The sequence below is a fragment of the Neptuniibacter sp. QD48_55 genome, assembly GCF_047778115.1.
Taxonomy (GTDB): Bacteria; Pseudomonadota; Gammaproteobacteria; order Pseudomonadales; family Balneatricaceae; genus Neptuniibacter.
In genome coordinates this window covers 624,428-645,131 of record NZ_CP180555.1, presented here as the reverse complement: position 1 = coordinate 645,131, position 20,704 = coordinate 624,428, and the positions used below count along the sequence as shown (strand labels likewise).

17 protein-coding genes are annotated in these 20,704 nt (G+C 42.2%); 2 read left to right on the top strand and 15 right to left on the bottom strand.

Translation table 11 applies throughout. The annotated features are described in order from the left end of the window. Window positions 1-8 precede the first annotated feature (8 nt). The 7 genes from ACMXYW_RS02770 to ACMXYW_RS02740 form a co-directional block, all read right to left on the bottom strand. Window positions 9-1,685: an ATP-binding cassette domain-containing protein gene (locus ACMXYW_RS02770; RefSeq protein WP_415905138.1), complete on the bottom strand. Its 1,677-nt coding sequence runs from the start codon at window positions 1,683-1,685 to the stop codon at window positions 9-11. Further along, a complete protein-coding gene (locus ACMXYW_RS02765; RefSeq protein ID WP_415905137.1) occupies window positions 1,685-2,632 on the bottom strand; it encodes a hypothetical protein in 948 nt (315 codons plus the stop codon). Before ACMXYW_RS02765 ends, ACMXYW_RS02770 begins: the two co-directional genes overlap by 1 nt. Before the next feature lie 2 nt (window positions 2,633-2,634). Then, on the bottom strand, window positions 2,635-3,324 hold the full coding sequence (locus ACMXYW_RS02760) for a cytidylyltransferase domain-containing protein (RefSeq protein WP_415905136.1): 690 nt from the start codon (window positions 3,322-3,324) through the stop codon (window positions 2,635-2,637). Continuing rightward, window positions 3,324-5,570, bottom strand: a complete 2,247-nt coding sequence (locus ACMXYW_RS02755; RefSeq protein ID WP_415905135.1) for an N-acetylneuraminate synthase family protein — start codon at window positions 5,568-5,570, stop codon at window positions 3,324-3,326. The genes ACMXYW_RS02760 and ACMXYW_RS02755 overlap by 1 nt, the downstream gene beginning before the upstream one ends. 562 nt (window positions 5,571-6,132) lie before the next feature. After that, window positions 6,133-7,536 (bottom strand): mannose-1-phosphate guanylyltransferase/mannose-6-phosphate isomerase, encoded by a 1,404-nt coding sequence (locus ACMXYW_RS02750; RefSeq protein WP_415905134.1) that lies wholly within the window; start codon window positions 7,534-7,536, stop codon window positions 6,133-6,135. Between the two features lie 159 nt (window positions 7,537-7,695). Continuing rightward, window positions 7,696-8,700 carry an NAD-dependent epimerase gene (locus tag ACMXYW_RS02745; protein WP_415905133.1) on the bottom strand — a complete coding sequence of 335 codons (1,005 nt, stop codon included), beginning with the start codon at window positions 8,698-8,700 and terminating at the stop codon, window positions 7,696-7,698. After that, window positions 8,701-9,867, bottom strand: a complete 1,167-nt coding sequence (locus ACMXYW_RS02740) for a nucleotide sugar dehydrogenase (protein WP_415905132.1) — start codon at window positions 9,865-9,867, stop codon at window positions 8,701-8,703. Window positions 9,868-10,004: 137 nt separating this feature from the next. Between ACMXYW_RS02740 and mnmC the strand changes: the two genes are divergently transcribed. After that, the gene (gene mnmC / locus ACMXYW_RS02735; RefSeq protein WP_415905131.1) at window positions 10,005-11,966 is read left to right on the top strand and encodes a bifunctional tRNA (5-methylaminomethyl-2-thiouridine)(34)-methyltransferase MnmD/FAD-dependent 5-carboxymethylaminomethyl-2-thiouridine(34) oxidoreductase MnmC; all 1,962 of its coding nucleotides are present in this window, start codon (window positions 10,005-10,007) and stop codon (window positions 11,964-11,966) included. A 75-nt stretch (window positions 11,967-12,041) separates the two neighbouring features. Beyond that, on the top strand, window positions 12,042-12,683 hold the full coding sequence (locus ACMXYW_RS02730) for an HPP family protein (RefSeq protein WP_415900099.1): 642 nt from the start codon (window positions 12,042-12,044) through the stop codon (window positions 12,681-12,683). On the opposite strand, the gene ACMXYW_RS02725 is transcribed toward ACMXYW_RS02730, so the two are convergent. From ACMXYW_RS02725 to ACMXYW_RS02690, 8 genes are all read right to left on the bottom strand, one after another. Then, the gene (locus tag ACMXYW_RS02725; RefSeq protein WP_415905130.1) at window positions 12,652-13,332 is read right to left on the bottom strand and encodes a DUF4126 domain-containing protein; all 681 of its coding nucleotides are present in this window, start codon (window positions 13,330-13,332) and stop codon (window positions 12,652-12,654) included. The genes ACMXYW_RS02730 and ACMXYW_RS02725 overlap by 32 nt on opposite strands. 55 nt (window positions 13,333-13,387) lie before the next feature. After that, on the bottom strand, window positions 13,388-13,600 hold the full coding sequence (locus ACMXYW_RS02720; protein WP_415905129.1) for a YheU family protein: 213 nt from the start codon (window positions 13,598-13,600) through the stop codon (window positions 13,388-13,390). Between the two features lie 10 nt (window positions 13,601-13,610). Beyond that, window positions 13,611-14,180 (bottom strand): hypothetical protein, encoded by a 570-nt coding sequence (locus ACMXYW_RS02715; protein WP_415905128.1) that lies wholly within the window; start codon window positions 14,178-14,180, stop codon window positions 13,611-13,613. Continuing rightward, the gene (gene ligA / locus ACMXYW_RS02710) at window positions 14,180-16,210 is read right to left on the bottom strand and encodes an NAD-dependent DNA ligase LigA (RefSeq protein ID WP_415905127.1); all 2,031 of its coding nucleotides are present in this window, start codon (window positions 16,208-16,210) and stop codon (window positions 14,180-14,182) included. Before ligA ends, ACMXYW_RS02715 begins: the two co-directional genes overlap by 1 nt. Window positions 16,211-16,251: 41 nt before the next feature. Beyond that, window positions 16,252-18,369 (bottom strand): cell division protein ZipA, encoded by a 2,118-nt coding sequence (zipA, locus tag ACMXYW_RS02705; RefSeq protein WP_415905126.1) that lies wholly within the window; start codon window positions 18,367-18,369, stop codon window positions 16,252-16,254. A 63-nt stretch (window positions 18,370-18,432) separates the two neighbouring features. Beyond that, window positions 18,433-19,680 carry a c-type cytochrome biogenesis protein CcmI gene (ccmI, locus tag ACMXYW_RS02700; RefSeq protein ID WP_415905125.1) on the bottom strand — a complete coding sequence of 416 codons (1,248 nt, stop codon included), beginning with the start codon at window positions 19,678-19,680 and terminating at the stop codon, window positions 18,433-18,435. Next, complete coding sequence (locus ACMXYW_RS02695) at window positions 19,677-20,156, bottom strand: cytochrome c-type biogenesis protein CcmH (protein ID WP_415905124.1); 480 nt, start codon at window positions 20,154-20,156, stop codon at window positions 19,677-19,679. The genes ccmI and ACMXYW_RS02695 overlap by 4 nt, the downstream gene beginning before the upstream one ends. After that, window positions 20,153-20,698 carry a DsbE family thiol:disulfide interchange protein gene (locus ACMXYW_RS02690; protein ID WP_415900092.1) on the bottom strand — a complete coding sequence of 182 codons (546 nt, stop codon included), beginning with the start codon at window positions 20,696-20,698 and terminating at the stop codon, window positions 20,153-20,155. Before ACMXYW_RS02690 ends, ACMXYW_RS02695 begins: the two co-directional genes overlap by 4 nt. Window positions 20,699-20,704: the final 6 nt, after the last annotated feature.

The window sequence follows — 20,704 nt, the reverse complement described above, 5'->3', positions numbered from 1 at the left end:
GGCACTTATCACAATTTAATAACTTTATTAAAACTCTTTTCCAACATCTCATCATGAGTCACAACTATGATAGACACATCGCCAGCTAAGGACTTAAACAGATTGATCAATTCTGTACGGCTCGACTCATCCAATGCAGCTGTAGGCTCGTCAAAAATCAAAACGTCATTTTGATGATACAAAGCTCGGGCTATAGCTATCTTATAACGCTGTCCGCCCGATACATTAATGCCTGCATCCTCAACAGAATAGTTTAATAATTCTTTAGAATTTAGCTTGAACGATGAAGCCAAATCTAACTTTTCAATTACAGCTATAAGAAGGCTTTCGTTGTAGGCGGTTCCTAAGCAAATATTCTCACTGATGGTACCTTCAAGCACTAAAGGAGTCTGACTTACCATTGATATTTTAGCTTGCACCTCTAAAGCCGAATATTTTTCACCTCCAAACTCCCACTCAATTTTGCCCTCTTCAAAGGGTATAAAACCGGAGAGAACATTAATAAGGGTCGATTTACCAACTCCAGATCGACCAACAATTGCCAATCTATCGCCCATTCCTATAGAAAAACTAAGCCGCTTTAATCTATTAAGAGATTGATTACTATTAGATACACTGAGGTTACTTACTTGCAGTGAATTAAATGGAATTGATTTGTTTATCGTTGCTGTGTTTTTATCCTTGGATGATTCTTCATCGCTCGTAAGAAATTCCTGTATTTTTTCTACTGATGCACCTGCATATTTAATCCGAATCATATGCTGAAAAAATGAATAACCTACAGGCAGAGTTCTTAACGCAATAACTAAAAAGGTACCGATCAGCGGAACTTCATCTTTTCCAAGATAACCTATTACAATTAGAGCTCCGACCAAAACTAGCCCTAAACCAAACAGAATTTCAACTGAGTAACGAATTAAAATAGCCGAACACAAAGCATATTCATTATTTTCAGATACATCTTTTGCTCTATTTTCTATTTTATGCAGAAAGAAACTGTTCGCACTATGTGTCACAATGTCTTTTTGATGCCTAATAATCACATCAAACAGGGAGGATAAACGTGCAGACAACTCATTCGTATGAGCACCTTTAGCTCTTATTGTTCTAGAGAAAATCAGATAAGCAACTGCAACTAAAACAAATATAGTGGCAAACACAATTAACGTTTCTTTTGGAAGCAGTATCAAGCTTGTTGCCAGTATTATTGAAATCGCAAAAAAATCACTATGTATTTTCAATAGAGACAACACCACAACGTTGCCAAATTGCATAACCTGCCTCGTCAACAGGTCATGAATATCATGAATCTGCCCTACAAAACCTTTTTTAAGAAACACTTCTGATATCTTAGTTCTGAGCACAACCTGAATACACTGGGAATAACAGATCATCATTCTTTCAACAAAATACATGACCAAAGAACGGCTCAAGAATGAAAAGCATGCAACAAAAAAATATACCTCTGCTTTTACACCTATATTTTCATCCAAGAATTTTGTAATTAAATTACTATCTCCCCCCATCATCTTTGATAAAGAGACATAAACAAAAGATATTGAAAATGCATCAAATAGAGCAAGAAAAAAGGAGCATAGAACAATATGTCCGTACCCCATACCTAACTTATTTGATATAGTTTTAACTACCACCATATCAGAAGCTAAGCCTCTATGTTGTTTCATTAAAGATTTTCCAGCTCATTTATTGAATGTTTTATATTTCTCAAGACTGGTAACAATTTTTCATAGTCTTCTTGTGACACCACAGCATGAGGAAATCTTTCAAATCTTTTTCCATACCCCATAAATTCCAATGCTGCTTTATGAGCAAGATGCCACCCATGCTTAGCTACAATATTTTCAAAAAATGGTTTTTCAATATTTAAAAGGTAATATTCTGTGTACTTTGTATCTGATTCTAGAAAAGCCTTATAAGTTCTATCAATCAGCATCGGAGCAAACATGGTGCTACCGTTTAGCCATGTTGTTAACCCCTTATCAAAGAAACGCTGCGCACGGACTTTTCCTCCACCCGCCAATACACAATGAACATTATTTTCTTTACATAAATCCAAAACAAGATCGGTTATTTGGTCATCTTTACTGTCTTCTTTTACAGCAACTAAATCAACTTCTTTGAAAACTTTCTGTAGCAAAGATGCAGGCCAATTAATTAATTCACCATTAAACCCTGACACTAGCTTCATTTCATGCAAAACAATGTTAAGGCCATATTTCACAGGAGCATTTAAAAATTCGATAATTGGTTCATCTATTCCATAATAACGCTCTGGATAAAGCATCGAAACACCATCCACAGGAAGCATTGAAATCTTTTTCAAATAATTATCCAATACCTTTGATGTGAACACATAAGGGTGACCAACATATACTTTCTTATTATTCTTTTTCACTCGCTCAACGATAAACTTATTAACTTCATAAACCTCATCGTCATCTAACATTCTATAGCGCGTATTGTAAGCCATGCTATATACAGCACTTACATTATCATTCGCACATACGTCATCTAAGTAACGCCCCAACGTTCCATAGTCAATTCGCTCATCATCATAAAAAAATAACGGAGAGCTAATTGTCAAACCTGGCATAATTCCTTCGTAATCCATATTTATACCTGCTGTTCTTTCATAACTATTTCAGCAATTTTAAAATCCAGTTCAGTATCGACATCTACACTTTCGCTTGAGTCCATAAGAAATGGTTTAGCCTCTAAATAAAACGTTTTTGTTCGACCTAACGTCTCAGTTTTCTGCAGGTACATCGCGCCGTTAGGCCTATACCTAACAGGAATATCTTGTGAACGCGTATTACCTGTAATCATTGGCGACTCATCCGAGATCGGCGACCAATTGTTATCAGAATCTATTTCAAACGCGAACTGAATAGGGAAGTCGTATTCAGAAGCCGAGAATCTTGCCTCTTTATCTTGCTTCCAATCAACCAGCATCCTTTTAACGGTTTCGAAGCTTCTCAAAGGAGCCGTTGGCAAACAGAGCATGAACCATTCTGATTCAATAACTTTGCTCTCTTTCAACCTAACTATCTCATCATGCACTTTTCTAGTATCACTGGCATATGTATCAGGCCTCTTCTCCAGAACCACTGAATTTCCATACTCCTTCTCCACCAAATGTAGATACTCATCATCATCAGACGTAAAGACAACTTTAGAGATTTCTCCATGCCCCAAAACAGCGTCCAATGAATGAAAAATCAAAGGGCGACCGTTCAGCAGTTTAATATTCTTGCCTGGTAACCTTTTAGAGCCACCTCGCGCTGGTATTATCGCAGTAATCATTAAAAACCTTCCTTTTCCAATCGTTCTAAGGCCACCCAAAAACCTTGACCGCCATTTTCATGCCCCTGCCATATCTCAGGGAGCCAGGTTGCTTCTGGGCAGTGCTGTTTCATCTTCTCAGCGACAACCGCCCAATCAACATCACCTTCGTGAATTTGCAGACCTTCACCATCAACACCAAGTGAATCAGCCAGATGCAAATGCGCTGTATAAGGCAGAACTTTATCCAAAAATCTCGATAAAGATGTTTTTGAATGGTTACATTCCAAGGCACTATGAGACACATCTAAGCAAACCCGCATACCCGTTTCTTCACAAAATTCTACAATCCAATCGCCATCTAAGAACAAATTATGAAATTGCTGCCCTCCAAAGTGCCACGGGAATGGAGGCATGGTCTGCGGTAAAATTTCAACCTCAGAATCATTCAGCTCAGCTAATGATTTTTTAAGAAGCTCTGTCCTTTCTCTAATATCTCTTCTACTTAAAGGAGCATCATCACTAAAACCACCGACATTAGTAACCAATCCAATTCTTTCATTGGCATTTTTAAAGAAAGGCTTAATTGCTTTAACTACTTCTATCGTCTTTCGCATTTCCGCTATTGAATGCAAACGATATTCTTCATCCGAACTTGTAAGATCGAGAGTATGGTCCCCGTAGAACAGCTCTGGAGCATGCACAACTAGATGGCTATCAATCTTATCCTTGAAGTAGTCTTTATGATTAAGTTCCAGATCTTTGTAGCTCAAATGAAACTCAAGCATTGGGCACTTCACAACACTGTATAATTTCACATAGTCATGATGCCGAACAGGAATGCCCCATTTACTCCAAAAGCTATAGTCAGATCTAGGTTTAACAATCCCTTCCAATATGTCATCAGGGTAAAATGCTTCTCCTTTTTTTATCGAACGCTTTAATGGTTTCTGAAGTAGCTCAGCCAAATAATTGGGTTGCAACCCTCTACCTGGGCTTTTTATCACCACATCTCCCTCAGTAATATACTCACCTGCCTCTTTATCACAGGCAGCATAAATAGACTTCGCCAAGGTGACCCTATTCATCATTTCACCCTGCGTAATTGTCCTCTCAGAATCCGAGCCAATCGCTTCAAATACCTGGGAAACTCCCTTGCTCAGCATCGCGAATTCAGAGGGCATGAGGCTTACTTTATGGTCATTACCTTCCAACGTTCTATCTGTCGTAAAATGCTTTTCTATTATACTTGCACCTAATGCAACTGCAGCTATACCAACATTTACATCTCGTTCATGCCCAGAATACCCAATTGGGCAATCACCTAAATCAGCTAGTCGAGGCAGATAACTCAAATTCACATCTTTAAAGGGGGCAGGGTAAGTCGAATTACAATGCAGGAGTATGTACTGTGCGCCGCAACTCTTAAGAACTTTAACAGTTTCAAGTATTTCATCTTCCCTAGCCATTCCTGTTGAGCAGATAAGAGGTTTTCCGGTTTTTGCGACGTATCTAATCAACCGATGATTGGTCAAATCTGCAGATGCAATTTTATACGCAGGGACACCAACCGTTTCCAGTAGATCAACACTTTTTTCATCCCAAGGAGTACATAGTGGTACCAAGCCTACTGACTTGGCATACTCAAGAGCTTTAATTAGATCATCATCTCTCAGTTGAAAGCGTTTTAATAAATCCAGTGTATACTGCGCTCCTAAATTCTCTGAAGCATCATCAATATCACCGTACAACTCATCCATGTTCCGCAACTGAAATTTTGCACAGTGCGCTCCTGTTTCCTTGGCAAGATCAATTAATTCAATAGCATTCTCTAATGAACCATTATGGTTATTTCCTATCTCTGCGATCATAAACGGAGAATGGCCTTCACCTATTTCAAAATCTGCTATTTTTACAGTTCTACTGTTCCTTCGGTGTAATACACCAATGATTTTCTTATGCTCATCTACTACAGGAAGGACCTCATACTGCTTATAAGAATCAACATCAAAAACAAGTTCATTCTTTACCATATGAAACGCTGGATCAAAGTTCATGACATCAGAAAGAGGGCGATTTAAGTCTATTTCTTCAGTAGTTAGCATCCATCTGTTAAGATCACCAAGGCTGAATGTCCCGCCTAACTTCCCATGTCCATCTATACAAATTACCGTTCGGTGTTTATGGTCGTTTAGAAAAGCAAGACCGTCTCGAATCCGACTTTCCTGGCTAACGCACCAATCATGTATTCTTCCGGAAAATATCATTCAAAATCCTTCATTCGACAACCGGAACCCGATTTCAAACAAACCAAGTCCCTAACTAAAGCACCTCGTTCAAAGCCTCAGCGCCAGTTTGTATTCCACGCATGTACCTTTGCTGCTTATCGCTGACAGCTTTTTTCTGAGATGGTTTTTGGTTAAGAAGCATATCTATTTAACTAGCGATTTTAACATGCTTAAGAATGCTAAAATAGCTCTTGAAAAGTATGACGTTAGCTCTCAACGGTGAAGCTTAGCAATTAATATAAACACCGAATTCAACAGCATCCAGCATAAGACAGCCGTATAAAAAACAGCCCATGAGAAAAACCATTGGGTGACAATTAAACCCTATAGTTCAACAAAAAAAGATAAACATGCCAACCAAAATACCCCTTGATAATACAACCACTCTCCAAGAATTATTTAGCCGCCTCTGGCACCTATATGCTCACACAAGGAATTGAATAAGCTAGATATACAGCAAGAAATACTCGCAATAATTTCCTCAAACAAATAAATTAACAATCACTTTATTAAAATCATTTCTAGAAGCTAAAAAGTACTGTCAGACAACTACACGTCCATAGTCATCTTGAATCCTGACAATATCATCCTCTCCCAAATAAGAGCCGGATTGAACCTCAATCAGTTCCAATGGGATCTTCCCAGGATTTTCCAATGAGTGTATAGATCCAGCAGGTATATAAATCGACTCATTTTCCGTTAGCAGCAGTATCTTATCATCTCGATAAACTTTAGCCGTTCCAGACACTACGATCCAATGTTCAGCTCGGTGGTGATGCATCTGAAGCGACAATTTACCACCCGGATTTACAGTTAAATGCTTCACTTGATACCGATCTCCGCTATCGATGGAATCATACCTACCCCAAGGCCGGTATACCTTACGATGCAATTCAACTTCCGAACGCTCTAATAGCTTTAACTTTTCTACTATTCTTTTAACGTCCTGAACTTGATATCTATCAGCCACAAGCACAACATCAGGAGTTTCAATAATTACCGCGTCCTTCACTCCTACCGTAGCTACCAATCGACTCGAGGCATCTATCAGAGAATTTTCTGTTTTGTGAGCAATCACATCTCCACGCAACACATTGCCCTGAACATCCTTCGGTAACACATCCCACAAAGAAGACCAAGAACCCACATCACTCCACTCAGCATCAAGAGGCATCACAACAGCTGCTGAAGTTTTCTCCATAATGGCATAATCAATAGATTGATCCGGACAGCCCTTAAAAACATCTTCATCAATGCGGATAAAATCTAAATCCGTTGTTGTCTGCTTAAGAGACGCTTCACATATATCCAAAATATCTGGCCTGAACTTCCCAAGTTCTTCTAGGTATCGCGACGCCTTAAATAAAAACATTCCCGAGTTCCATAGATACCCCCCTTTAGAAAGGTACTCCTGGGCTACGTCAAGATCAGGCTTTTCAATAAATTCAGATACAGCATATCCTTCCTGGATTTGATCGCCACATCGGATATAGCCATAGCCAGTTTCTGGTTTGGATGGCACGATACCAAATGTTACAAGTGAACCAGCCTCAGCAATATGCTTAGCTTTACCAACTTGCTCCCAAAGCCCCTTTATATCTTCAATTAAATGGTCCGCAGCAAGAACCAACAAAAGTGGATCCTGCCCCCCTTTAATTGATTGTAGAGCTGACAATGCAATAGCTGGAGCGGTATTCCTACCTACTGGCTCTAGCAATATTTCAGCCTCCATGCCAATTTCCCTTACCTGCTCCGCCGCAATAAAACGATGCTCTTCATTACAGATTATTAGTGGCAACTCATCCGTTAAGGGCACAGCTCTGCATAAAGTAGACTGCAACATAGTTCGCTCATCTACCAGGGATAGAAATTGTTTTGGTTGCAAAGAACGAGACACTGGCCAGAGCCTCGAGCCAGTACCACCGGCCATCACAATTATTTTCATACCTTTCCTTTAATTAGCAATTTTCCACTCAGAGTTTTAATTTATGCATCCCGCATAAACTAGGCCATATTACAATTTTGCCAGTATCCCAATTACAAAAACTCTAATAGCTCTTTAATCAAACCTATCTGACCCCTTTTTCAGGATGCCAGTTCTAACTCAATAACCTTCCTGATACCACTCGACAAATTTAGATATTCCATCTTCAACCTCAGTCCCTGGCTTGAAACCTGTATCAGCGATCAAATCATCAACATCTGCATAAGTTATGGGCACATCCCCAGCTTGCATAGGAAGGTGATTTTCTTTTGCTCTCATCCCACAAGCATCCTCTATAGCCGTTATAAAGCGGCGCAGTGTTATCGGAGAATTATTACCGATATTGTAAATCTTATACGGCCCCGACGCGCTCGAGCTGCCACTCTTCACTTCTTGAGGCACATGATCAACAACTCGAACAACACCTTCAACTATATCGCTAATATAAGTAAAATCGCGCTGCATCTCTCCATGATTAAAGACATTTATCTCTTCACCCTTAATTATCTTTTCAGTAAAAGAGAAGTAAGCCATATCTGGTCTCCCCCAAGGCCCATAGACTGTAAAGAAGCGTAATCCGGTCGTTGGAATTTTATAGAGATGACTATAGGTATGAGCCATCAGCTCATTGGACTTTTTAGTTGCAGCATAAAGACTAATCGGCTGATCTACCCTATCACTAGTTGAAAACGGAATTTTAGTATTCATTCCGTATACAGAGCTGGACGATGCATAAACGAGATGCTTCACCTTGTTATGGCGACAGCCTTCTAGGACATTCACAAAACCAACCAAGTTAGAATCAACATAAGCATTTGGGTTATCAATTGAATATCTCACCCCAGCTTGGGCCGCAAGGTTAACCACGACATCAAATTGATACTCAGAGAAAAGCAGCTCCATAGCTGCCCTATCAGCGAGATCCATTTTGATGAACTTATAGCGAACAGTATGCGCAATATCTTTAACAAACTGCTCTAAATTATCCAAACGAGCTTGTTTTAGTGCCGGATCATAATACTCATTCAGGTTATCAACACCTATAACTTCATCCCCTCGTGCGAGCAAGGCTTTTACAAGGTGAAAACCTATAAAACCTGCACTTCCTGTTACAAGAACTTTCATTTAATCACTACCAAACAAATCACGTGTGTAGACTTTTTCTTTAACATCAGCTAACTCATCTAACATCCTATTGGCGACAATGACATCACAGCTTTGCTTAAATTCATCCACATCCTTTATTACTGCCGAATTAAAGAAGGTTTCGTCATTAAGCGCTGGTTCATAAACAACCACATCAATCCCTTTCGCCTTAATTCGTTTCATGACTCCCTGAATAGCTGACGCTCTAAAGTTGTCCGAGCCGGACTTCATAACTAGACGATAGACGCCAACGCGGTTGGGATTTTTGCTTATCACTGAATCTGCAATAAAGTCTTTACGTGTGGTATTCGAATCCACAATTGCACGAATCATATTGCTAGGGACATCTTGGTAGTTTGCCAACAGTTGCTTAGTATCCTTTGGTAAACAATACCCTCCATACCCAAAGGACGGATTATTATAATGACTGCCAATTCTAGAGTCTAAGCCAACACCTTCAATAATTTGACGGCTATCTAGGCCATGAGTTTCAGCATAAGTATCAAGCTCATTGAAATAGGCCACGCGCATCGCGAGATAAGTGTTTGCAAAAAGCTTGATCGCTTCTGCTTCCGTAGACTCTGTATAAAGCACCGGTATATCCGTTTTCTCAGCACCTTCTACTAACAGACCAGCAAATATTTCTGCACGTTCTGATTGCTCACCAACAACAATTCGGGAGGGATATAAATTATCGTACAAAGCCTTCCCTTCTCGTAAAAACTCAGGTGAAAAAATGAGATTTTCAATTTCTAGATCAGCTTTAATTTTTACTGTATAACCGACGGGTATGGTGGACTTTATCACCATTACAGCATTAGGATTAATTTCCAGCACATCCTTAATAACTGTTTCAACACTATCAGTATTAAAATAGTTACTTTCAGGGTCGTAATCTGTTGGGGTGGCAATAATCACATAGTCAGCATCAGAATATGCCAATTTTTTATCAGTTGTAGCTTTAAAATTTAGTAATTTATTCTGCAGAAAGTCTTCGATCTCAGCATCTACTATAGGTGAACACCCACGATTAAGTAGATCAACTTTTTCTTCGACGATATCAACCGCAACGACTTCATTATGCTGCGCTAACAGCATAGCATTTGAGAGACCTACATATCCGGTTCCAGCAATTGCGATCTTCATAACATCTCAATTATATTTTTTAATAATTACGGCGTTCCGAACAGCCTTATGGACAACAGACTGTAACCAAACCAACTGTGGCAGTATTATATATAACTATCCCCTTGATGTATGCCAGATAAACTAATTACCCCTATATGAACAGAAAACAGAGCCAACGACTAAGCTGGAGAGACAACACTCCCGTTTCAGATAAATTCGATGATATCTATTTTTCTATTGAAGACGGCCTTGCGGAGTCAGAATACGTTTTCCTGAACTCAAGTCTTATAATTGAGAAAGTACATCAAAACAAGTTCGATTCGTTCGTTATTGCAGAAACAGGCTTTGGGACGGGACTTAACTTTCTACTTACGGCTTCTAAATGGCTACAACACTCATCTGAGCAATCAACGTTACAGTATATATCCGTAGAAAAATTCCCTCTTTCTCATTCTGATTTGCATAAAGCCTTAGAGCAATGGCCTGAATTTAAAGAGCTCTCTCATGCTATTCTGGAGCAATACCCACTACCCCAAGCTGGATTTCATTCGATTAAAATTCAACAGAATAGGATTGAGCTTCTTCTCATGTTCGGCGACGCAGCACAATCTTACTCCCGCCTAAACGCCAAAGTAGATGCATGGTATCTAGACGGTTTCGCTCCCTCTAAAAACCCGGATATGTGGTCACCGGAGCTGTTCCGTGAGATCGCTCGCTTGAGCAAGCCAGGTACAACCTTTTCTACATTCACATCGGCAGGTATTGTAAAACGCGGCTTAAAGGATGTCGGGTTTGACGTTCGTAAACAGAAAGGGTTTGGTCGTAAGCGTGAAATGTTGGTCGGTACCTTTGTTGAGAACCAAGCCTCTAAAACAATTGATAAGCCGTGGTTTGAACTACCAGCATCTAAAAAGCCAGAAGAGGTCACGATTATTGGTGGCGGCCTTTCAGGTTGCTCGACTGCGCGGGCTTTAGCCGATCGAGGCGTCAAAGTCAGGTTGATCGAACAAGAAAATCAGCTAGCTACTGGCGGATCCGGTAATCCTCAGGGTGCTTTATACGCCAAGCTACCAGTCAAGCAAACGACTCAGGGCGAGCTACACCTAAGCGGCTTTCTATACAGCGTTAACATGCTTAAGCTCATAGACCCCGAAGAATCCTTTTGGTCTCAATGTGGGGTTATGCAATTAGCAACGAGCGATAAAGAACTCGCCCGTCAAAACAATCTGATCGAACAAGAAACTTATCCACAAGAACTTGTTTCTCATAAAAGCGCTGAAGAATTATCTGAGATCGCTAACACGGCCGTAAATTTTGATGGCTTATTTTTCCCTTCTGCTGGTTGGGTTTCGCCACGAGCGCTGTGCAAACATTTTGTCGATCATCCGAATATATCGGTATTACAACAGCAAGTAGAAGAATTATCTTTTGCAGAAGGTTATTGGCAGTTAGCAACACAAAGCGGAGAGACCTTATCGGCTAGCCATGTTGTTATCTGTAATGCCGAGATGGCGAACCAATTTAATCAAACAGATCATCTGCCCCTTAAAACCATCCGAGGCCAAGTATCTATTACTGAACCTAAACCAACGAATAGTCAGTTAAACAGTGTGGTTTGTGGTGATGGTTATATCTCACCAGCTCAGAATCAACAGTATTGCTTTGGCGCGACTTATGATCTTCAAGGTAAAGAGCGCAATGTCACACAAGATGACCATCAATCCAACCTAGAAAAGTTAAGTAAGGTTCTACCCGACATACATGCAGATTTAGCTTCAGAACCTAATGAGCTTCAAGGACGCACAGCCTTCCGCTGCAGCACGCCAGATTACATGCCGATTGTGGGTCCTGCACCGGTGCAAGATCAATTTATTGAAACCTTCGCACAACTAAGCAAAGATCGAAAATGGCGCTTTGAGAATGCAGAAACAGAGCATCACCCTAATCTCTACGTTAATACAGGTCATGGTTCCAAAGGGTTAATTACCTGCCCTATTTCAGCCGAACTATTAGCCTCGATGATTTGCGATGAGCCACTCCCCCTTCCCAAAGATGTCATTGATGCCATTAACCCTGCCCGCTTTATCATTAAGAAGTTGATAAAACAGACGATATAATAGGGTATAGCTGAAGTTGCATAACATGTAGCTTCAGTTTTATATTTGGTTTATCCCTGTTTGGCTGGAGTAGCTATGGCACTTTACGTATACGATCAAGGTTATCGAATACAAACACCTAAAGAGTCTCTCTTTAGGGAGAAAGGTGTTGATTCTCTAAAACACAGCCGCCATAGCCACCGTAGCGCAGATATGGAGGATCGCCTCCATGCCGACGGTGAAAAATTTGTTATTCCTGGGCCTCACAAAGGCCCAGAAAATAATGACAACGCCAGCCGGGCCTATACCTCTAATACTGCCGATAGCCATACTGAACCTAACAGCCCACAGTTGACGGTCTCTAGGATTATGGTTTCGCCGGTACATAGTGTGACACCGAGCACCCCGATCAGTAGCACTTGGAAACGAATGGACTCTCTGGAAATCAATCACTTGGTGGTAATGGAAGAAGATCAACGCCCCTTAGGGCTTATTCACAAAACAGATCTTATTGCAGCAGGGACAGATTCCCTCTCCCCTGTCCGATCTTTATGCACTAAAAAGCTAACGGCAGCGACACCTGAAACTATGGTTCAAGATGTCGCGATGAATTTTATTGAGAATGATATCAATGCCGTTCCAGTGGTTGATGATCAAGACCAAGTTGTTGGCATCGTCTGTAGAACTGACCTTTTGCGCTTACTGGTCAGCGGCCCTCATTTGGAGAGATGGGTTTAGGACGTTGCGGTGGATGCGATGATAGCTCCTTAGGCTCCTCTTTATTACCGCCGAACAACCCAGCAAAAAATCTAAACACCTTTTTCACGCCGCGCCAGATTTTTGGAAGCAGCCACACCAACAGTAATATAAAGATTACTAAGCCAGCTAAGAACCAAATAGGGTGGTTAAGTGCAGCCCACAAGCCACCTAACACCAGCAGGTCTTCACTAATTGAAGCCGTCCAATTGGTCACAGGCTCTGGTGAAGTATTAATTAGTACGCGCCCACCCGCTTTCGCCGCATGACTTCCTGCTGCTAATGTGCCACCAGCCAAAGCTGCAGCCAGCTCTACTGCTGGCGTTACGTCGCCTACTGCACTGGCAGCTAAAGCTGCGCCTGCGGGGATTCGAATAAAGGTGTGTAATGTATCCCAGCCAGTGTCGACACCAGGTACTTTATCGGCAAAAAACTCGACAAAATACATAGCACCAGCAGCCATCAATACTAGCGGATCACTAACAATCTGTAACTCTTCTGGTAAGGCTATATGCCCCATATTATTGAGCATACCTAACATTAGGACAGTAGCGTATAAGTTAATACCACTTGCCCAACCAACTCCCATCGTCAGTGCTACTAAACTGACAATTTGTTCTAACTGATCCATATAAGTACCTCGCTGATTATCCAAGGCCTTGCAGATCGAATAGAAAGGCCCAGCGCTACAATGTGTCTTTAGATACTATATTACAAAGCCCTGTACTCTCGCTGAACAAGATAACGACCTGCCCTGATTGCAAGAGAGATTTTACTTGGCCGACTTTATCGGAGAGAGAGAACTCATATTCACCATAGTCAGTACCATCACGGCTGACAAATTCTTCGATCAATGCCGTGAGTGTATCTGGTTCAAGTTCTTGATAGGGGATGATCATAAAGGTGGGACTACCAGATCTTCAACTTACTAAACCAGCTTTCCCCCTGCCAACGGTCTTTACATCCGTGCAATTCACGCTGCCAGCGATCATATCTTTGTTGAATACCACGCGCTTGCTGAGTAAGTTCTGGATATTTAGTTGAATCAAAACGGTGATAACCACCATGACCTAGCCGAAGTGCCAAGTAGTGACCTGCTGCATTATTCCAAGCAAGACCATTACGGCTCACGCTCTGCTGTGTAAACCAACCAACAAAATGAACGGCATCTTCTACCTCTGTAGGCTCAGCATCCCAACGCTCACTACGGATACGGAATTCATCCCAATCTGCAGCACGAGGGCGGACATGCTTTTTATCCAGCTCAGTTAATGGCAGTTCAAGCATAGCTAAAGTTAAAGCCAGAGGAGTACCGTATTTTTGCTGAACATTCACAGCCGGCTCAATCCAATCATCAGTATCGTCTAACTCATCACAAATCATCAGAGCTGGCTTAGTGGCAGCCCCACCAAAGCAACCAGAAAGAAGCAATGAAATGATAAACACACCATAAGCTTTATGATTGAACCGAATTAGCATTACAGATTCACTCCATGCTCAGCTAGAAAGTTAACAAACTCATCTTCATCCATCGTTGCGATGTTTAACTCATTTGCCTTTTTAAGTTTTGAGCCAGCACCCGGCCCAGCCACTACACAATCAGTTTTTGCAGAGACACTGCCAGCCACTTTGGCGCCTAAAGCCAACAAGTGATTTTTCGCATCACTACGCCCCATACGCTCCAACTTACCCGTCAGAACCCACGTTTTGCCCTGCAAGACTAACTCATCTTCAGACGGTTTTTCTATCGCTTCCCAAGAAATACCAGCCTCATTAATCAAGGCATCGATAACTTCGCGGTTATGTTCCTGTGCAAAAAACTGAGTAATATGCTTCGCTACAATCGGCCCTACATCAGGCACATCGATAAGCTCTTCTTCAGATGCTGACATCAAAGTATCTAACTTGCCAAAATGATGCGCTAACGCCCGAGCAGTTGCCTCACCTACCTCACGAATACCCAAAGCGTATAGGAAACGCGGCAATTGTGTATTACGGCTGTTGTGAATCGCATTAATCAGATTCTCGGCAGACTTAGGCCCCATTCTCTCAAGCTTAGCGATCTCCGCTTGATCCAATGTAAATAAGCCCGCCGGATTATGTAACATATCCAGATCGACTAGCATTTCGATTAACTTATCACCTAAGCCATCGATATCCATCGCCTTGCGGGATACAAAGTGCTTTAGCGCCTCTTTTCGTTGTGCCGCACAATACAAACCACCCGTACAACGAACAACTGCCTCCCCCTCTTGCCGCTCTACAGCCGAATCGCATACGGGACAAGATTTAGGGAACTCTACCGCTTCTGCTTCGGGTAACCTTCTATCATGCAACACTCGAACAACTTGAGGAATCACATCGCCAGCACGACGAATGATCACCGTATCACCTGCCCGCACATCGAGACGTTCAATCTCATCCATATTGTGTAAGGTGGCGTTAGAAACCGTCACACCACCCACGAAAACAGGCTCTAGACGAGCCACAGGGGTAACAGCACCTGTACGACCAACCTGGAATTCAATTGCACGAATTGTTGTCATCTCTTCTTGAGCAGGAAATTTATGCGCTATTGCCCAGCGTGGCGCTCGTGATACAAAACCTAACTGCTTTTGCTGCTCAAGGTTATTTACTTTAAAAACGACACCATCGATCTCGTAAGGAAGCGAATCACGCAGCTCAGAGACTTTTTGATAGTACGTCATACAACCATCCACACCATCGACAACATCTAACAACGGGTTGAGTTTAAAGCCCCACTCCTTTAGCTGGGTCAGTATGGCCGCATGCTCAGAAGCCAACTCACCGCCAGAAACGATACCAACGCTATAACTACACATCTCTAGAGGTCGAGATGCGGTAATCTTGGGGTCCAACTGACGAAGGCTCCCTGCTGCAGCATTACGTGGATTTACAAATGGCTTTTGTCCCGTTGCAGCTGCTCGTTGATTTAACAGTTCGAAACCTGCTTTCGGCATATAGATTTCACCACGGACCTCTATCCGCTCTGGATAACCACTGCCTGTTAGCTTTAAAGGAATTGTAGGAATGGTACGTACATTCAGCGTGATATCTTCACCCGTCGTGCCATCACCGCGCGTTGCGCCACGAACAAGCAAACCATTTTCATAGAGCAAACTTACAGCAATACCGTCTAATTTTGGCTCACAAGCATATTGTATAGAACCACTACCTTGTTGATCTAAACGCTCTACCACTCTACGGTTGAACTCTTGCATATCCTCTTCATTAAAGGCGTTATCCAAAGAGAGCATCGGCAGTTCATGTGCAATTTGGCTAAAGGCCGATAGAGGCTGCCCACCAACCCTTTGAGTCGGTGAATCAGATGTTATTAGCTCAGGATTTTCTCTCTCTAACTTTTTCAACTCATGGAAAAGTCGATCATACTCAGCGTCCGGAACCTCTGGATCATCCAAAACATAGTAACGATAGTTATGCTGGTTTAGTTGCTCACGCAGAGATTCGATCTGTTCTTGTATAGACACGGTAAGACTCAATCAGAGGTATAGAGAGAAGAAAGCGTGGCTTAACGGCCACGCTTTTTAAGAGTTTTCATTTCAAAATCGCGAACACGCTGTCGATAGTGTTCCATCGTCTGGCTTCTTAGCACCGATCGATTTTCATCGAGCATTTCGCCACCAAGATGCTTCGCTACAGTTTCTGCAGTAGCCAACATACACTCAAAGGCATCCATGACATCTTGCGGTTCTTCCATAGACATAAAGAACATCACCGCTTTTGTCGTAAGTGATTCGGGATTGTCTTGAACGAAGGTGCCTGGTGGAAGCGCATTTGCCATACTGAACTGTACAGGACTAACACCCGAAGCTTTTTCGAAACGGTGGTAAATATCCATTTCGCCAAAGTTCATACCGCAGGCATCAACTATTTTTTGCAATACAGGACCGTTAAACTGCGGCTGCTCTTTTGCAATTACAGAGATCACCAAGACATTTTCAGGATCTGGATCTTTCTCTAGAGGCTTCCGCTGCACACCTGCAGGCGCTACAACTGGTTCTAGCTCTGGCTGAACATCGGAAATAACTTCAACTTGCTCAACCATAGCATCTGGTTCTGGCGAATATTCTACTTCTTCACGTAGATACTCAGGCTCCATTGCTTCTTCAATTCTGGCATTTACAATTTCAGTCTGCTCAACCTCAACTGCCGGGGCTTTTGAAATAGTCTCTGTAACTGAAAGCTCGGAGCAATCATTATCTAGCGCCGAACCTAGAGTTAGATTGGCATATGGATCTTCTTCCACATGACCGAAATCAAAACCTGTTTGAGGATCATCCTCAATAGCTGAAGGCGTGTTGTTTTCAACACCCTCAAGATCTAGTTGAGGGAAAGCTTCAGGTTCCTGTTCGTTTTCATGGATATGCTCTTTTTCATCAAGCTCATCCATAAGAAGCGTTACAGGCTTTTCGAAGTCAATCTCTTGAACGGGCTCAGCTACGGCTGCAATTACTGGCTCTGGCTCTGGCTCTGGCTCTGGCTCTGGCTCTGGCTCTGGCTCTGGCTCTGGCTCTGGCTCTGGCTCTGGCTCTGGCTCTGGCTCTGGCTCTGGCTCTGGCTCTGCAAGATTTTCAACAGGCTGTTCTATTTCAATACGCGGTTCTGGTTTCAGCGCTTCGTCAACAACTTCTGTTAACTCAAGTTCAGTTTCAGACTCTGCCTGAAGCATTTGGTACTCATTAATTTGAGTATTAGTTGCTTCAACATCATGATTCTGTTCAGTATCAACACTTTGAATTTCTGAAACTTCATCAGAAAGCTCAGCATAGTACTGAGACTCTTGCTCTGCTTCCTGAGCAATTTCAACTTCAGGTTCTGGCTGCACAGTCTCTTCGACTGCTTCAGGTTCTAACTCGACTATCGACCGCTCTTGAAGAACTTCATCTTCATGATATGGAGCAGTAGCGTCTTCGATTTCAGCAGTATTTTGCTCAAAACCGTCATCCGCTGTAACCACAGGAACCTCTTCCTCAGTAACTTCCTGGTAAGAATGAAGTTCTGGTTCTGGTTCTGGTTCTGGTTCTGGTTCTGGTTCTGGTTCTGGTTCTGGTTCTGGTTCTGGAATAGTTTGTTCTACTACGCGAGCAGGACCCAACACCCCTTCATCCATAGCATATTCAGATACTTCAGGTTTTGTTTCTTCTACTTCTTTTGGAAGTGGTTCATCTATTACAGGGATGTCATCAACAGTTAGCGTCGGCTCTACTTCAACCTTACGCGCACTGCCAACAATACCGTCATCAATATCGAGATTATCATCCCAAACCGGCGCTATAGGCTCTTCTTTTTTAACAGTTTTTTCTTCTGCTAGCTGCTGCATCTCTTGTGCATCCATTGCACTTGCAGCAGAAGAATTTTGAGTCTCAACAGAGGGAGAATCACCGTCTAAGTTTGGACGGTGATTAGAGAAAAGTGGGTCATCATCTAACGCGACCTTGCGGGCACCACCTGACGGTAACTCTGGATTAAATGAGTCATCTCCCTCTGGAAGATCAACAAAGTTTTTGTCGATGTTCATCTTTAGGCGATTACGCCCAATTTGCATACGACGCCAACCATCCAAAACAATCAGTAGGATTAAAACAACCCCACCGATTATTAACCATTCACGCAGAGTGATTTCCATGTGCTTAGTCGCGACCTTATCTTAAAAAAACGGTAATAAGTACCCACTATAAAAGAGCCAGATTTATTCGACAACTCTATCGATCGTAAGAATCATTGGTAAAGTTGTACCACGCACCTGAACTGGAGAGATTAGACCATATAGGTCGCCTGGCTGTTCTTTTGGTTCACCCGTTTTTGAGACTCTCGCAGATACTTCAACAGTTGATACCGTAGACAAGCCTGACTGAGGATTCATCGCTTTAGAATCATCAAGAACGACATCAATCGGTAGGTCAGAAACTTGAAGTTTAACAGCTGCTAACGGGATACGACCGCCTACTTCGCGTGCAAACACAAACACAGTGGTATCAGCAGCAACTTGCTGTTTCAGCTGATCATCAATATTCACTTTCAAGCTAATTGATGCTGGCATCAACTCAGGAATTTCTGGCACATCTACACCTTCAGCAATCAAGGCATCACGAGCATTGCGCACACCAGAACGAAGAGATTCTGCAGTCTTACCGTCAGAGTTACGAAGCGCTTTCAACCAATAATCTAGCGCACCCTGGTAATCTTTATGCTCATAGCGATCAATACCTAACAAACCTAAAACGGTAATTTCTAGAGGCTTAATCGCTAGCGTCTTATCAATAACCGTTTTGATCTCTGGGCTCATTTTACTTTCATTGGCAAAAAATAGAGCCTGTGCGTACTGACCTAAAACATCCGCATACTGCGGTGAATCTTCAGGTAACAAAGACACAACCTTTTCAAAACCAGCAGCCCCCTCTTTAAAGCGCCCTTGATTCATATAGGTTGTTGATAGTAAGTACCAACCTTCAGGGTTTTCTGGATTCAGCTCGAGCTCTTTTTCAAGCTGAGCAACGGCCTCTTCCAGTGTCGGTTGTTTACCATTGAAAGGATCTTTCGGCTGTTGCATTGATAACTCTAGATCTGCAGAACGTCCGTAAACGGAGTACAAACCAATAGCAGCAACAGGAATCATTAATGCCAACAGTGTTACAGTCACTAGCGTTTGCGACGTTAATGCAATGCCCTTCTTCGACTGTTTTTGCTCGTTTACATCTGAAAGCAGATTTCGCTCAAGCTCAGTTTTCAACGTCGCAAAATCCGTATCATCTAGGTTGCCTGCAGCTTTCTCTTCTTCTAATTCGGATAAGCGCTCCTGAAAGATCTCAATATTTTGTTGTTCGCGATCTTCAGCAACCTCATTTTGAATTAGGCGTCTAGCACGTACAAAGGGTAAAAATACAAAAGCAATAGCCAGTACCGTTAACAGCGCTATGCCTACCCATAGTTCAATCATTTATCTTTACCCTTATCTAAAATATCTTTCAGGCGCTGGGCTTCATCACCGCTAAGGGATGAATCTAGATCTTGCCCTTTGTCGTCCACTTTCTTCTTGCGCTTTCGAGAAAGAAAAACCATCACGATAATACCGATAACAGCCAACACAAACGGGCCATACCACAATACATAGGTCGCTTTATTAACCGGCGGGCGATATAAAACAAAATCACCGTACCTTGCCACCATAAAATCGACAATTTCGTCGTTATCGTTGCCTTCTTGCAACATCTTGTAGACTTCGTTACGCAAATCAGAAGCGATAGGCGAGTTAGAATCCTGCAAGTTTTGGTTTTGGCATTTTGGACAACGTAGCTCGAAGGTTAATTGACGAAAGCGTTCGCGCGTTTCTTCATCCTTAAATTCGAATGTATCAATAGCTGCCCATAGCGACATAGGCAGAGAAAACAGCAATAACGCTAGGATTTTTTTCATTGTGCAGCGACCTTCTCAGAACTGTTGATCTGATCAATTATCCCTTTCAGCTTGGTCCACACTTGCTGATCGACAACACCCACATGCTTATACCGAATCACACCTTGTGCATCGATCACGTATGTTTCAGGTGCACCATAAACACCCAAATCTAGGCCTAAGCTTCCTTTGTCGTCATAAACATTTGTTGCGTAGGGATCTAAGTATTTATTCAACCAAATTTTTGCTTTCTGGCGCTCATCTTTATAGTTAATACCGATAACTTTATAGCCTTCGGCCTTAATACTATTAAGCTGTGCGTGTTCTTCTTTACAGGATGGACACCAAGTTGCCCAAACATTCACCAAAGCAGCTTCACCTTTGAGATCTTCAGCGTTAAGCATTTTTCCTTCGTCATACAAAGACGGTAACTCAAACTGAGGGAAAGGCTTATTCAACAGCGCTGAGGGTAATTCCGTAGGATCCAGTTGCAGACCACGCCAAAGAAAAACGCCAATTCCCAAGAAAATTGCCAATGGAATAAACAAAACAAAGCGACGCATGATAAT